Genomic DNA, 14426 nt, shown 5'->3' on the forward strand with positions numbered 1-14426 from the left:
CCCCCCCCCCCCCCCCCCCCCCCCCCCCCCCCCCCCCCCCCCCCCCCCCCCCCCCCCCCCCCCCCCCCCCCCCCCCCCCCCCCCCCACGCCGGTGCTCGGGTCGTGCCGACGGGGAGGACCGGTGCCCAGGGGAACGGCGGGTCCGGGATGTCTCCGCGCAAGCCCGGCGCGACGGCCTGGCCGGGTCCGGCCGGTGCACGATCAGGGTGATGGCGAGGAACTTCACGACGCGGCCCGCTCGGGCGCGGCACCGGGGCGGGTGCCGGTGCCGGCCTCGGCGTCGGGGTGGGCGATGCCCAGGTGGTCGCGCAGGGTCGTGCCCTCGTAGTCGGCGCGGAAGACGCCCTGTTCCTGGAGCAGCGGGACCACCTTGTCGGCGAACGGGTCGAGCCCGCCGGGGGTGATGTGCGGGACGAGGATGAAGCCGTCGGAGGCGTCCGCCTGCACGAAGTCGTTGATGGTCCGCGCGACGGTGGCCGGGGAGCCGATGAACGTCTGCCGGTTGCCGGTGTTGATGACCAGGTCGCGGATGGACCACTTGTTGGCCTCGGCGAGCTGCCGCCACTCGCGGGCGATGGCCACCGGGTCCCGGTACATCCGCACCTGGGCGCGGCCCCGGGAGATGTGCTCCTCGCTCACCACCGGGTCCACCTCGGGCAGCGGGCCCTCCGGGTCGTACGCCGACAGGTCCCGGTTCCAGACGAACTCCAGGTGCTTGATGGCGGTGGCGCCGCTGACCTGCTGCCGGCGTACCTCCCGGGCGAGTTCGGCGGCCTCCTGGTCGGTGTCGCCGAGGACGAAGGTCGCCGCGGGCAGGATGAGCAGCTGGTCGGGGCGGCGGCCGTACGCGGCGAGGCGGGACTTGACGTCGGTGTAGAAGGCCTGGCCCTCCCTCAGCGTGGAGTACCGGCTGAAGATCGCGTCGGCGCTGGAGGCGGCGAACTCGCGGCCCTCCTCGGAGTCGCCCGCCTGGAAGATGACCGGGCGGCCCTGCGGGGAGCGCGGGACGTTGAACCGGCCGTGGATGTCGAAGTGCTGCCCCTGGTGCACGAAGGCGCCGGCCTTGGCGTCCCGGAGGAAGGTGCCGGTGGCCTGGTCGGCGAGGATCTCGTCGCCGCGCCAGGAGTCGAACAGCTCGTGCGCGGTGGCGAGGAACTCCTTGGCGCGGGAGTAGCGCTCCTCCTGCGGCAGGAAGCCGCCGCGCCGGAAGTTCTCGCCGGTGAAGGCGTCCCAGGAGGTGACCACGTTCCAGGCGGACCGGCCGCCGGAGAGGTGGTCGAGGCTCGCGAACTGGCGGGCCACCTCGTACGGCTCGTTGAACGTGGAGTTGATGGTGCCGGTCAGGCCCAGCCGGTCGGTGACGGCGGCGAGCGCGGCCAGCACGGTGAAGGTGTCGGGGCGGCCGACCACGTCCAGGTCGTAGATCTGGCCGCCCTGCTCGCGCAGCCGGAGTCCCTCGGCGAGGAAGAGGAAGTCGAACTTTGCGCGTTCGGCGGTCCGCGCGAAGTGCGCGAAGGAGCTGAACTCGATGTGGCTGCCGGCGGCCGGGTCGCTCCACACGGTGGTGTTGTTGACGCCGGGGAAGTGCGCGGCCAGGTGGATCTGCTTCAGCGGCTTGCTCATGGCGGTAGGTCGTCCTCTCCGGCGTTCAGGCTGCTGCGTAGCGGTTGGCGGGGCGGGCGAGGCCGAGGAGGCCGCGCAGGGTGCCGGCCTCGTAGGCGTCCCGGAAGCGGGGGGGCCGCCGCAGCTCGGGCACCAGGTCGCGGGTGATCCGGGGCAGGTCGTGCCCGGCGACCGCGGGCCGCAGCCGGAACCCGGTCAGCCCGCCTGCCGCCAACTCCTCCAGCAGGTCGGCGAGTTGGGTGGCCGTGCCGGTGAAGATCCGGGCGTCGCTGGTGTACGGCTCGCCCGCGAGCGTGTCGAGGCGGTCGCGGCGGGCCTCCGCCTCGGCCCGGCTGTCGTCCAGGAAGACGACGAGGTCGCCGAAGACGTGCACGGTCTCGCCGGCGCGGCCCGCCGCCTCCTGCTCGGCGCGGATCTCGGCGACGATCGCCCTGGCCTGGTCCGCGTCGTGCGGGGTGACGTAGCCGATGTCGGCCTGGCGCGCCACGAGCCGGTACGGGACGGTCTGATGGGCGAGGGCGGTGACCAGGGGCTGGCCCTGCGGGGGGCGGGGCGTGATGGACGGGCCCTTGACACTGAAGTGGCGGCCCTCGAAGTCGATGTAGTGCAATTTGTCCCGGTCGATGAAGCGGCCGGTCGCCGCGTCCCGGATCTCGGCGTCGTCCTCCCAGCTGTCCCAGAGCCGACGGACCACTTCCACGTAGTCGGCGGCCTCGTCGAACAGGTCGGTGATCGCCTCCTGCGCGTCCGGGCCGTCGAAGCCGTCGATCCGGGGGACGGTGCGCCGGCCGAAGTGCGCGGCCTCGTCCGGGCGGAAGGTGGTCCGCACGCGCAGGCCCGCGCGTCCGCCGCTGACGTAGTCGAGGGTGGCGATCGCCTTGGAGATGTGGAACGGCTCGGTGTGCGTGGCCACCACGGTCGGGACCAGGCCTATGTGCCGGGTGACCGGGGCGACGCGGGAGGCGATGAGGACCGCGTCGAGCCGGCCGCGGACCTGGTCGGTGCGCTCGTCGGGTGCGAGGAGCCGGGAGGACTGCGGGCCGAGGCCGTCCTCGAGGGTGACGAAGTCGAGCAGGCCGCGTTCGGCCTCGGTGATCAGGTCGGTCCAGTAGCCGGCGGTGAACAGGTCGCGAGGGCGGGCGACCGGCTCGCGCCAGGACGCCGGGTGCCAGCCGGTGCCGTCCAGGGCGACGGCGAGATGCAGGGGTGCCGAGGGAGTTGAGGACACGTCGGTGCCTTCCTTGATGTCCGTACGAGAACACCGGCTCGCGGGGCCGGTGGCGGCCGGGGCGCGCGGCGTCGGCCACGGGCGGGCGCGGCGGGAGGAGCCCCGGGCCGGGGCGAGGGCCGGGGAGAGGTCAGTGGCGACAGAGCGCGGCGGAGACGCGCTGGAGGTCTATGTGCGGCCGGGAGTGCAGACGGACGGAGCGGTACGGGTGCGGGGCGCGCGGCGGGCGTGCCCGCGGGGGCACTCGGGTCACGGCCGTCACCTCCGTCCGTCGGGCGCGGCGGGCCGGGTCGGCGTCCGCCTGGCGGATCTCGTCATGACGTTGAACGTCCGGCTGTCACCGGTTGTTCCCGGGCTGCGCAGGTGCACGATGCGGGAGCGACGGCGCAGGGTGAACCCGATCGACTCGTAGAGCCGGATCGCGGGCGTGTTGTCGGCGGCGGCGTGCAGGAACGGGATGTCCCCGCGGTCCCGGATACCGGCCGCGACCGCGCGCACCAGCCGGGTGGCCAGTCCCCTCCCGCGGTAGGCGGGATCGGTGCACACGGCGCTGATCTCGGTCCAGCCGGGCAGCCGCAGCCTCTCCCCCGCCATGGCGACGAGCCTGCCCCGGTGCCGGATGCCGAGGTAGGTGCCCATCTCGACGGTCCGCCTCAGGAACGGGCCCGGCCGGGTGCGGGCGACCAGGTCGAGGATCTCGGGGACGTCGTCGGCTCCGAGGCGCACCGCCTCCGGAGCAGGTTCGGCCCGCAGCGCGGTGTCCACGAGCTGGACGCCCGCGCCCTCGCCGAGCACCTCCCAGCCGTCGGGAACCCGCTCGACCGGCTTGACCCGTACGGGGTTTCCCGGTCCGGCGAGCGTGTGCAGGTCGGCCCAGGCCGCCGGGTCCGCCGGGTCGGCGAGCGCCGCGAAGGCGTAGGTCTCCGGGCGGTAGCGGGCCGCGCGGCCGTACCGGTCGGCGAGAGGGGCGTGCGGGCCGGCGAGGGCGGCCCAGACGGCGTTGTCCAGGGCGGGAGAATCGGGCGGGGACGGGGCCGCGCCTGCGCGGACGTCGGTCGGATGAGCCACGGAAGCGATGCCCTCTCTCGACTCCATATGACAAATCGACAGCTCGTCAGGAGTTGTCCAGCGGCAGCCCGGGCGGGTTGACCTCCGACTTCGCCACGGACTCGTTCGAGAGACCGTAGGCGGCCAGCCACTTGCCGTACTGCCCGTTCTCGATCAAGTGGTTCAGCGCGTCGGCCAGCGGCTTGGCGAGTCCGCTGTCCTTCTTGGCGGTCGCGGCGATCAGCCCCTGGAGCGTCTCGCCGGCGCCGGAGAAGGTGCCCGCGTCGCGAGTGGCGTTGGGGGTGTTCGCGGTCTGCCGGGCACGGTAGGCGACCGCGGGGTTCGGACCGAAGAAGGCGTCGATCTTGCCGCTGTTCAGCGCCAGCTTGGTGGCGTTCTGGTCCGGGAAGTACTTGACGGTGAGCTTCTTCCCCTCCTTGGCCAGCTTCGCCTTCCACTCCAGGAGGATCTTCTCCTGGTTGGTGCCGGCGCCCACGCTGACCGTCCTGCCGGCGAGGTTCTCGTAGTCGCCGTCGAAGTTCCAGGGGTTCTTCTTCAGCACCTCGAAGGCCAGGTTGTCCTTGCGGTAGGAGGCGAACTCGTACTTCCTCTTGCGCTCCTCGGTGACGGTGACGTTGGAGAAGGCCACGTCGACCTTGCCGCTGTCGACGCCGACGAAGAGGTTCTCCCAGGTGGAGTTCCGGATCTCGGGCTTCAGACCGAGGACCGCGGCGACCAGGCGGCCGAGGTCGGGCTCGGAGCCGGTGAGGGTCTTCTGGTCGCTGCCCACGAAGTTCAGCGGAGCGGAGCCCGAGGGCAGGGCTCCGACGCCGATGACGAGCCTGCCGCTCCGGCGGACGGAGGCGGGCAGTTCGGCGCTGATGGACTTCACTTCGGAGACCTTCAGCGCGGTCTCCTCGGCGGCTCCGTTGGACAGGCGCCCCACCGTCACCGTGCCGGTGGCATCGGTCTTGGTGACGGCCTCGCTGTCGCCTCCGCAGGCGGCGAGCCCGGTGGCGAGGGTGGCGACGGCGGTCATCGCGGTGATGCCGCGGATCAGGGCGCGTCGGGAAAGGTGGATAGGCATGGCGTGGCTGTCCTTGTCTCGCTGATGAGGGTGGTGAGCGGTGTGCCCTGCGGGAGCGTGGAGGGCGGGGTCAGAGCACCTTGCCGAGGAATTCCCGGGTCCGGGCGTGTCGGGGCCGGTCCAGCACCTCGCCGGGCGGGCCCTGTTCGACGATCCGGCCGCCGTCGATGAAGACGACCCGGTCGGCGACCTCGCGGGCGAAGCCGATCTCGTGGGTGACGATGACGAGGGTGGTGCCGCTGGTCGCCAGGTCCTTGATGACGGCCAGCACCTCGCCGACGAGTTCGGGGTCGAGCGCCGAGGTCGGCTCGTCGAAGAGGATGATCCCGGGCCGCAGGGCGAGGGCGCGGGCGATGGCGACGCGCTGCTGCTGTCCGCCGGACAACTGCCGTGGGTAGGCGCCGGTCCTGTCGCCGAGGCCGACGCGGTCGAGGAGTTCCCTGGCGAGTTCCCGGGCCGCCGCCTTGGTCAGCCTGCCGGTGGCGGCGGGGGCGGCGGCGACGTTCTCCAGAACGGTCAGATGCGGGAAGAGGTTGAAGTTCTGGAAGACGAAGCCGATCCGGCTGCGCTGGGCCAGGATGGCGCGCTCGCCGAGTTCCCTGAGCCGGTCCCCGTGCCGCTTCACCCCGATCAGCTCACCGCCCACGCTGACGTGGCCGATGTCGGGCTTCTCCAGGTGGTTGACGACTCTGAGCAGCGTGGACTTGCCGGAGCCGGACGGCCCGAGGATCACCGTGACCTCACCGGGGCGGACGGTCAGGTCGATGCCGTCGAGGACGCGGTGGGAGCCGTACCACTTGTGGACACCGTGTACTTCGAGCGCGGCGGGGACGGTCTTGGGGAGGGTCTGCGTGGTGGTCATACGGCGGCCTCCCGGCGCAGCCGGGCCCGCAGGTCGGCGAGGCCGGCCCGGGCTTTTCCCAAGGGGGTCGGCGGCAGGGTGCGGGTGGCGCCCCGGGCGTAGTACCGCTCGACGTAGAACTGGACGACGGACACGGCGCTGGTCAGGATCAGGTACCAGACGGTGGCGACCATCAGCAGCGGCACGATGTCACCGGGGTAGGTGCTGCCCATCGACTGCACCGCGCCGAACAGGTCGAGCAGCGACACGTAGAAGACCAGGGACGTGCTCTTGATGAGGCCGATCAGCTGGTTGACGTAGTTCGGGGTGATGGACCGGAGGGCCTGCGGGAAGACGATCCGGCGGAACTGGTAGCCCTTGGGCAGGCCGAGCGCGGCGGCCGCCTCGTGCTGTCCCTGGTCGACGGAGAGGATGCCGCCGCGGACCACCTCGGCCGCGTACGCCGCCTCGTTGAGGCTGAGGCCGATGACGGCGATCGTCATGTCGGTGGCCAGCCTGGACTCGTCGAAGGTGACGAAGGCGGGTCCGAAGGGCACGCCGAGGCTCAACGTCTTGTACAGGGCGCTGAAGTTGTACAGGAAGATCAGTACGACGATGAGCGGCACGGAGCGGAACAGCCAGGTGTAGGTCCAGCTGACCGCGCGAGGCACCGGGCTTCCGGAGAGCCGGGCGAGCGCCAGCAGGATGCCGCCGAGGAGCCCCAGGACGGCGCTGAGCGCGGCGACTTCAAGGGTGACGAGGAGGCCGTCGAGGACGGTCGGGCGCAGGAACCAGTAGCGGAAGCGGTCCCACTGGTAGAAGGGGTTCGTGACCAGTCCGTGCAGGATCTGCGCGACGAGCACGAGGACGACGGCGGTGACGATCCACCGCCCGGGCCGACGCGGCGGCTGAAGTCGCTGGGAGGACAAGGGTGTTGACGGCGTGTCGGTGGCGGGCGGCGCCTCGGCTAGGGAGACGGCGGCGCCTGGGGGTTCACTCATGGCGGGCTCCGGCAAAGTCGGTCACCCCGGGGGGCCGCGCGGGAGCGGCGGTGGGCCACGACGGCACTGCGGCACGAGGCGGCGCACGGACGGGCGCGGAACCGGGGGCTGGGCGGACAACGGCACACCGGACGGACGGTGTGCGGCGGGAACGCGGGGGCTGGGAGGAGACGTCAGCCCTGACAGCGGGCAGAGCCCGGTGCGGTACACAGTGCGCTGTTCACGCGGAGCAGATCGACGGCGCGGTCGGCGACGAGGAGTCCGGCGTACGACGGTACGCAGCCCTGGGGGCGGCTCGCGGCCGTCCTGGGAGCTGCGTACATGGCGTCACCTGTCACTGTTCCGGCCCCGTGGGGCCTCGCGCTTACCGAAAACGTCGTCCGGTCCGGTCGTCACCTGGGGCACCCCACCGCGATGCGAGGGTTGCCGGTCAGCGAGCCAGGGCTTGGCGCTGACGCTCATGACCGTTCTGAGCCGTAAGTAAGGCAGTTGCCCGTTCGAATGTCAACGGCCGTCCGCCCAGTGGACATCGGCGACCCGCTCTCACCTGCGAGAAGCGTCCGGGGCGTCCGCCGCATGACCTGCCCAGTCCAGGATCTGGACAGCGGCTCCGGCGGCCTCCAGCCCGTGGCAGCGGCCGTGGTGGCGGCGGGCGATGCCGTCCAGGTCGAGGTGGCGGCCGAAGGCGGGGTGGGCGGCCAGGCGGCGGGCGTAGGCCCACAGGGCGCGGTGGTCGGCGATGCGGTGCACGGCGGAGGCGTCGAGATGGCAGCGGTGCACGGTGTCGAGCTGCACCAGGGTCACCCACAGCTCGACGTCGGCGGCGGTGAGCCGGCCGTCGGCCAGGTACTCCTCGCCGCTCAGCCGCCGCTCCAGCCGGCCCAGGGTGTCCAGCAGCACATCGAGGGCGGCGGCCCGCTCGGCCGGGTCGGCACCGGCGCGTCCGGCGCGCTGCGCGGCCTCCTCGATGCCCTCGGCGCACATCCGCTCGACGGCCTCGATCACGGACTCCAGGCCGGAGGGGTACAGGCAGGTGGGGCCGCCCGGCCGGAACCGGTCCAGGTCGCGCAGGATGTCGAGGGTGTGGGTGCTGACGATGCGTCCGGACCAGTCGTCGCTGAGCACGGGCGCGAGCGCCGGGCCGGTGTAGTGGTGGGCACTCGCCTCGTACAGCGGGCGCAGCGCCGCGTGGCCGCCGCCGGGACAGTCCGGGACAGCGGGCAGGAGGGTGACGGGACAGCGGGCGTCGAGGCCGAGGAGGCTGTGGCCGACGGCGAGGCGCAACCCGTCGGGGCAGGCGGTCGACAGATGGAGCCGGTAGCGGTGCGGCACGGCGTAGTGGCCGCTGCGCGCGTCCCGGCCGATCCGGCCCCGGAAGACGGGCGCGGCGCCACGGACGGACGGGACGGCGGCGAGCGGAGTGATGGACATGCGTCTCCCCTGGTGGTGGGTGTGCGGAGGGGCGCGCCGGCGCGGGCGCGACCGGTCGGTGGGGGCGAAGGGGCGGCCCGGCTCAGCGGTGGCGGCTGATCGCGCTGCACACACGCTGGAGGTCGATGTGGCGGCGGGAGGTGAGCAGGGGTGCGCGCAACGGCGTCCGGCCGGTCCGGCCGATGCCCGTTTCACGGCGCGCCATGATTTCCTACCTGTTCACTAGGATTCCCTCCGTGGAGTGTCGATCGGGCTCCGTGCGACGTCAAGGGGGCGTCCACGCCTGGGGATCGGGGCCGGCGCCGAGGACTCCGCAGAAAGGGAAACATGTGACATAGTACTGGCGTGGCGAAGCGACTGACCTGCGATGTCGTGGTCGTCGGGGCTGGAATGACAGGCGCGGCCTGTGCCCTGTACGCCGCGCGCGCCGGACTCGACGTACGGCTGGTGGACCGGGGCCCGGTGGCCGGCGGCACCACCGGCGCCGGCGAGGGCAACCTGCTCGTCTCCGACAAGGAGCCGGGCCCGGAACTCGCACTCGCGCTGATGTCGGCCCGGTTGTGGGCCGGGCTGGCGCGGGAGCTGGGGGCCGCGATCGAGTACGAACCCAAGGGCGGCCTCGTGGTCGCCCCGGCGCCCGGCACCCTGGCCGCGCTCCGGGAGTTCGCCGCGGACCAGCGGGCCGCCGGCGTCACCGCCGTACCGGTCGACGCCGACCGACTCGCCGAACTGGAACCCCACTTGGCGCCCGGCATGGCGGGCGCGGTGCACTACCCGCAGGACGCCCAGGTCATGCCCGCGCTGGCCGCCGCCCACCTGATCCGTGCCTCCGGCGCCGCCGTGCACACCGGCCGTACGGTGACCGGGGTACTGCGCACCGCGCGGGGGACGGTGTACGGCGTCCGCACCGACCGGGGCGACATCCACGCACCGGCGGTGGTGAACGCGGCCGGCACCTGGGGCGGCGGCCTCGCCTCGCTCGCCGGCGTCCGGCTGCCGGTGCTCCCCCGGCGCGGCTTCGTTCTGGTCACCGAGCCGCTGCCGCGCATGGTCCGGCACAAGGTGTACGCCGCTGACTACGTGGCCGACGTGGCCAGCGACTCGGCCGCCCTGCGCAGCTCACCGGTCGTGGAGGGCACGGCCGCCGGTCCGGTGCTGATCGGCGCCACCCGCGAACGGGTCGGCTTCGACCGCTCGTTGTCGCTGCCGGCGATGCGGGCGCTCGCCGCCGGGGCGATCGGCCTGTTCCCCTTCCTCAAGCGGGTCCGCGCGCTACGGACGTACGCGGGCTTCCGGCCGTATCTGCCGGACCATCTGCCCGCCATCGGACCCGATCCACGGGTGCCCGGCCTGTTCCACGCCTGCGGGCACGAGGGCGCGGGCATCGGACTCGCCCCCGGCACCGGGCAGTTGATCGCGCAGACGCTCACCGGGAAGGCACCGGAGCTGGACCTCACGCCGTTCCGGCCGGAGCGGTTCGACACCGAGGAAGGCAACGTCCAGTGAATCCGCACGAGTTGACGCGAACCCGGCCGGGCCCGGCCCGTACCGTCACCTTCGACGGCCGGCCCCTGGAGGCGCTGCCGGGCCAGACAGTCGCCGCGGCGCTGTGGGCGGCGGGCGTGACGGCCTGGCGCAGCACGCGCGGCGCGGGGCGGCCTCGCGGGGTGTTCTGCGGGATCGGGGTGTGCTTCGACTGTCTGGTGACCGTCAACGGCCGCCCCAACCAACGGGCTTGCCTCGTTCCGGTGCAGCCGGGAGACGTGATCCGCACCCAGGAGGGGACGGGCCGGGACGATGACTGAACGACCGCGTCTCGCCGTCGTCGGCGCGGGCCCGGCCGGGCTCGCCGCCGCACTGGCCGCCGCCGCACGAGGCGTCCAGGTGACCCTCGTCGACGCCGCCGACCAGGCCGGCGGCCAGTTCTACCGGCAGCCCGCCGCCGCCCTCGGCGCACACCGGCCGCAGGCCCTGCACCACCAGTGGCGCACCTGGGAGCGACTGCGGGACGGCCTGGACCGGCACCGTACGGCCGGCCGGATCACCCACCTGACCGACCACCATGTGTGGTGCGTCGAGCGGGACTCCGCCTCCGGTGCGTTCGCCGTGCACGCCCTGCTCGGCCCCGCGCAGGAGGACGGCGTCACCGTCCACGCGGACGCCGTGCTGCTGGCCACCGGCGGGTACGAGCGGGTGCTGCCCTTCCCCGGCTGGACGCTGCCCGGGGTCGTCACCGCGGGCGGCGCGCAGGCCATGCTCAAGGGCGGCCTGGTGCTGCCCGGCCGTAGGGCCGTGGTGGCCGGGACCGGGCCGCTGCTGCTGCCGGTGGCCGCCGGGCTCGCCGCGGCCGGCGCCCGGGTCGCCGCGCTGGTCGAGTCCGCCGGACCCGCCGCGCTGCTCCACCGGGCTCCCGCCCTCGCCGCACAGCCCGGCAAGCTCGCCGAAGGCGCCGGATACGCGGCCCGGCTGCTGCGGCACGGCGTGCGCACCCTGGCCCGGCACACCGTCGTGGCGGCGCACGGCACCGACCGGCTGGAGGCGGTGACGGTGGCCGCGCTCGGCCGGGACGGACGCCTGCGGCCCGGCAGCACCCGGCGCATCCCCTGTGACACCCTCGCCGTGGGCCACGGCATGCTGCCGCACACCGACCTCGCCGAGGCCCTAGGCTGCGCCCTGTCCGGCACCGCCGCACGGGTCGACGCCGAGCAGCGCACCGACGTGCCCGGCGTCTGGGCCGCCGGGGAGGCCACCGGCGTCGGCGGCGCGGCGCTCGCGCTCGCCGAGGGGCACATCGCCGGGCGCTCGGCCGCCGCCCGGCTGCACGGCACCGCCCCCGACCCGCGCGACTGGGCCGCCGCCGCCCGGGCCCGGACCCGGCTGCGCGCGTTCGCCACGGCCCTGGACGCGGTGTACGTCCCGCCGGCGGGCTGGGCGGACCGGGTCCCGGACGACACGGTGGTGTGCCGCTGCGAGGAGGTCACCGCCGGACAGGTGCGCGGGGCCGTCGGCTCGCTGGGCGCCGGTGATCTGCGCACCGTGAAGCTGCTCACCCGGGCCGGGATGGGCTGGTGCCAGGGGCGGATGTGCGCGCCCGCGGTGGCGGGCCTGACCGGCTGCCCGCTCACCACCGGACGACGCCCGTTCGCCCGGCCGGTACCGCTCGGCGTCCTGGCCACCCTGCCGGAACCGGAGTGAGGCCGACGCCCGAACCCCGAGCCGGCGCCCGATTCCCGAGTCGGCCTCCCGAACCCCGAACCGGCCTCCCGAACCCCGAACCGCCTCGCCCCGAGCCGGCGCCCCGAACCGCGAGCCGACCTCCCGAACCGCGAGCCGACCTCCCGAACCGCGAGCCGGCCTCCGAACCCCGAGCCGGCGCCCCGAACCCCGAGCCGGCCTCCGAATCCCGACCCGCCTCCCCCAACCGCTCAGTAATATGTCACACCCCACTGAATGAGGGATCACGCATGAGCAACCCGCAGCACCACCGCCCCTGGCGCGGCATCCTCGTCGCCACCGCCCTCCCCCTGCGCGCCGACCTCTCGGTCGACCTCGACCGCTACGCCGAACACTGCGCCTGGCTCGTCGCGAACGGCTGCGACGGCGTCGTACCGAACGGCTCGCTCGGCGAGTACCAGGTGCTCACCCCCGAGGAGCGCGCCCGGGTGGTGGAGACCGCCGTGGCCGCGATCGGCGGGGAACGGGTGATGCCGGGCGTCGCCGCGTACGGCTCGGCCGAGGCCCGCCGCTGGGCCGAGCGGGCGGCCGAGGCCGGCTGTACGTCGGTGATGCTGCTGCCGCCCAACGCCTACCGCGCCGACGAGCGGTCGGTCCTCGCCCACTACGCGGAGGTCGCGAAGGCGGGCCTGCCGGTGGTGGCGTACAACAACCCGATCGACACCAAGGTCGACCTGGTGCCCGAACTCCTCGCCCGGCTGCACGGCGAGGGGCTCGTCCACGCCGTCAAGGAGTTCTCCGGTGACGTCCGCCGCGCGTACCGCATCGCCGAACTCGCCCCGGAACTGGATCTGTTGATCGGCGCCGACGACGTGCTGCTGGAGCTGGCGGTGGCCGGCGCCAAGGGCTGGGTGGCCGGTTATCCGAACGCGCTCCCTCGCGCCTCGGCGGAGCTGTACCGCGCCGCGCTGGCCGGTGACCTCACCACCGCGCTCCCCCTGTACCGGCAGCTGCACCCGCTGCTGCGCTGGGACTCGAAGACGGAGTTCGTCCAGGCGATCAAGCTCTCCATGGACGTCGTCGGACGGTACGGCGGCCCGGTGCGCCCGCCGCGCGTCCCGCTGCTGCCCGAGCAGGAGGCCGCCGTCCGCGCGGCCACCGAGAAGGCCGTCGCCGCCGGCCTGGCGTGAGAGGAGCCGGACCATGCGCAGCAAGCTCGTCCTGCACGCCGTCGACTCGCACACCGAGGGCATGCCGACCCGCGTGATCACCGGCGGCATCGGCACGGTTCCGGGGGCGACCATGAACGAACGGCGGCTGTGGTTCCGCGAACACCGCGACGACGTCAAGCAGTTGCTGATGAACGAGCCGCGCGGCCACGCCGCGATGAGCGGAGCGATCCTTCAGCCGCCGGCCCGCCCCGACTGCGACTGGGGCGTGGTCTACATCGAGGTCTCCGGCTATCTGCCGATGTGCGGGCACGGCACGATCGGCGTGGCGACCGTGCTGGTCGAGACCGGCATGGTGGAGGTCACGGAACCGGTGACCACCATCCGGCTCGACACCCCGGCGGGGGTCGTGGTCGCCGAGGTCGCCGTGGAGGACGGCGCCGCGCGGAACGTGACACTGAGGAACGTGCCGTCGTTCGCCGTCGCCCTGGGCCGCGAGATCACCTTGCCGGACGGCCGTACCGTCACCTACGACCTGGCCTACGGCGGCAACTTCTACGCGATCCTGCCGCTCGACGCCTTCGGGCTGCCCTTCGACCGGGCCCGCAAGGACGACATCCTCGCGGCCGGCCTGTCCCTGATGGACGCGATCAACGCGGAGGCGGAGCCGGTGCATCCGGAGGACCCCTCGATCCGGGGCTGCCACCACGTCCACCTCTACGCGCCCGGCGCCACGGCCCGGCACTCGCGGCACGCCATGGTCATCCACCCGGGCTGGTTCGACCGCTCCCCGTGCGGCACGGGGACCAGCGCGCGCATGGCGCAACTGCACGCGCGCGGCGAACTCCCGTTGCACACCGAGTTCGTGAACGAGTCGTTCATCGGCACCCGCTTCACCGGCCGGCTGCTGGGCACGGCGGAGGTCGGCGGGGTGCCGGCCGTGCTGCCCAGTTTCACCGGCCGCGCGTGGATCACGGGGACCGCGCAGTATCTGCTGGACCCGACCGACCCGTTCCCGGAAGGGTTCGTCCTCTAGCGTCCTCTAGACTCACCCCGGTGATGCGTGACATGGCACAGGACACCCAGAGCGCCGAGATGCCCGCGCTCCCCCGGCTGGGCGGTCGGCGGAGCAGCTACCGCGAGCGGGTCGCGGACGCCTTGCGCGCCGCGCTGATCGCGGGCGAGCTGCGGCCGGGCGAGGTGTACTCGGCACCCTCGCTGGCCGCCCGGTTCGGTGTCTCGGCGACGCCGGTGCGCGAGGCGATGCTCGACCTCGCCAAGGAGGGGCTGGTCGACACCGTGCCCAACAAGGGCTTCCGGGTCACCGCCGTCTCCGACAAGCAGCTGGACGAGTACACGCACATCCGGGCGCTCGTCGAGATCCCCACCGTGGTGGACCTGGCCCGCACGGCGGACCGCGTCTCGCTGGAGGCGCTGCGCCCGGCGGCCCGGGAGATCGTCACCGCCGCGGTCGCGGGCGACCTGATCGCCTACGTCGAAGCCGACACCCGGTTCCACCTCGGGCTGCTCGCCCTGGCGGGCAACGCCCACCTGGTCGAGGTCGTCGCCGACCTGCGCAAACGCTCCCGGCTGTACGGTCTGACCGCGCTGGTGGAGGCGGGCCGGCTGCTCGCCTCCGCCGAGGAGCACCTGGAGCTGCTCGACGCCCTGCTGGAGCGCGACGAGAAGGCCGTACGCGCGATCATGACCCGGCATCTGGGGCATGTGCGCAGCCTGTGGGCGGCGACGGACTGACCGCGTCCGGCGCCGGACATCTCACGGCCGGAGATTCGCGGCGCGACGCTTTTTGCACGATCAGGCGGC

At 73.6% G+C, this 14426-nt stretch carries 15 protein-coding genes and 1 riboswitch; of the genes, 6 read left to right on the forward strand and 9 right to left on the reverse strand.

Translation table 11 applies throughout. The features are described from left to right. Positions 1–223: 223 nt before the first annotated feature. The 9 genes from ACZ4WH_RS26265 to ACZ4WH_RS26305 all read right to left on the reverse strand — a co-directional run bounded on the left by ACZ4WH_RS26265 (position 224) and on the right by ACZ4WH_RS26305 (position 8464). Positions 224–1624: an NtaA/DmoA family FMN-dependent monooxygenase gene (locus ACZ4WH_RS26265; protein WP_468184729.1), complete on the reverse strand. Its 1401-nt coding sequence runs from the start codon at positions 1622–1624 to the stop codon at positions 224–226. Between the two features lie 25 nt (positions 1625–1649). After that, entirely contained in the window at positions 1650–2852 is a 1203-nt protein-coding gene (locus tag ACZ4WH_RS26270) for an LLM class flavin-dependent oxidoreductase (RefSeq protein WP_468184732.1), read from the reverse strand. A 130-nt stretch (positions 2853–2982) separates the two neighbouring features. Further along, positions 2983–3114, reverse strand: coding sequence for a putative leader peptide (locus ACZ4WH_RS26275; protein ID WP_351799807.1), 132 nt, complete (start codon positions 3112–3114; stop codon positions 2983–2985). Next, positions 3111–3920, reverse strand: a complete 810-nt coding sequence (locus ACZ4WH_RS26280) for a GNAT family N-acetyltransferase (RefSeq protein ID WP_468184734.1) — start codon at positions 3918–3920, stop codon at positions 3111–3113. The genes ACZ4WH_RS26275 and ACZ4WH_RS26280 overlap by 4 nt, the downstream gene beginning before the upstream one ends. A 46-nt stretch (positions 3921–3966) precedes the next feature. After that, a complete protein-coding gene (locus ACZ4WH_RS26285) occupies positions 3967–4986 on the reverse strand; it encodes an ABC transporter substrate-binding protein (RefSeq protein WP_468184737.1) in 1020 nt (339 codons plus the stop codon). 70 nt (positions 4987–5056) lie between these two features. After that, positions 5057–5848: an amino acid ABC transporter ATP-binding protein gene (locus ACZ4WH_RS26290; RefSeq protein ID WP_468184739.1), complete on the reverse strand. Its 792-nt coding sequence runs from the start codon at positions 5846–5848 to the stop codon at positions 5057–5059. Next, entirely contained in the window at positions 5845–6828 is a 984-nt protein-coding gene (locus tag ACZ4WH_RS26295; RefSeq protein ID WP_468184742.1) for an amino acid ABC transporter permease, read from the reverse strand. The genes ACZ4WH_RS26290 and ACZ4WH_RS26295 overlap by 4 nt, the downstream gene beginning before the upstream one ends. A 355-nt stretch (positions 6829–7183) precedes the next feature. Next, positions 7184–7294, reverse strand: a riboswitch (SAM riboswitch). Between the two features lie 77 nt (positions 7295–7371). Next, positions 7372–8259, reverse strand: coding sequence for a glutathione S-transferase C-terminal domain-containing protein (locus ACZ4WH_RS26300; RefSeq protein WP_468184744.1), 888 nt, complete (start codon positions 8257–8259; stop codon positions 7372–7374). Positions 8260–8341: 82 nt separating this feature from the next. Continuing rightward, positions 8342–8464 (reverse strand): putative leader peptide, encoded by a 123-nt coding sequence (locus ACZ4WH_RS26305; RefSeq protein WP_468184747.1) that lies wholly within the window; start codon positions 8462–8464, stop codon positions 8342–8344. A 140-nt stretch (positions 8465–8604) separates the two neighbouring features. Between ACZ4WH_RS26305 and ACZ4WH_RS26310 the strand changes: the two genes are divergently transcribed. The 6 genes from ACZ4WH_RS26310 (at position 8605) to ACZ4WH_RS26335 (ending at position 14357) form a co-directional block, all read left to right on the forward strand. Then, positions 8605–9765, forward strand: coding sequence for an NAD(P)/FAD-dependent oxidoreductase (locus ACZ4WH_RS26310; RefSeq protein ID WP_468184749.1), 1161 nt, complete (start codon positions 8605–8607; stop codon positions 9763–9765). Next, positions 9762–10064, forward strand: a complete 303-nt coding sequence (locus ACZ4WH_RS26315) for a (2Fe-2S)-binding protein (RefSeq protein ID WP_468184752.1) — start codon at positions 9762–9764, stop codon at positions 10062–10064. The genes ACZ4WH_RS26310 and ACZ4WH_RS26315 overlap by 4 nt, the downstream gene beginning before the upstream one ends. Beyond that, complete coding sequence (locus ACZ4WH_RS26320; protein WP_468184754.1) at positions 10057–11454, forward strand: FAD-dependent oxidoreductase; 1398 nt, start codon at positions 10057–10059, stop codon at positions 11452–11454. The genes ACZ4WH_RS26315 and ACZ4WH_RS26320 overlap by 8 nt, the downstream gene beginning before the upstream one ends. A gap of 269 nt (positions 11455–11723) precedes the next feature. Beyond that, a complete protein-coding gene (locus tag ACZ4WH_RS26325) occupies positions 11724–12623 on the forward strand; it encodes a dihydrodipicolinate synthase family protein (RefSeq protein ID WP_468184757.1) in 900 nt (299 codons plus the stop codon). A gap of 13 nt (positions 12624–12636) precedes the next feature. Beyond that, positions 12637–13638, forward strand: a complete 1002-nt coding sequence (locus ACZ4WH_RS26330; protein ID WP_468184760.1) for a proline racemase family protein — start codon at positions 12637–12639, stop codon at positions 13636–13638. A 32-nt stretch (positions 13639–13670) separates the two neighbouring features. Then, the gene (locus ACZ4WH_RS26335; protein WP_468184762.1) at positions 13671–14357 is read left to right on the forward strand and encodes a GntR family transcriptional regulator; all 687 of its coding nucleotides are present in this window, start codon (positions 13671–13673) and stop codon (positions 14355–14357) included. Positions 14358–14426: the final 69 nt, after the last annotated feature.

The organism is Streptomyces sp. NPDC029138 (genome assembly GCF_055564375.1).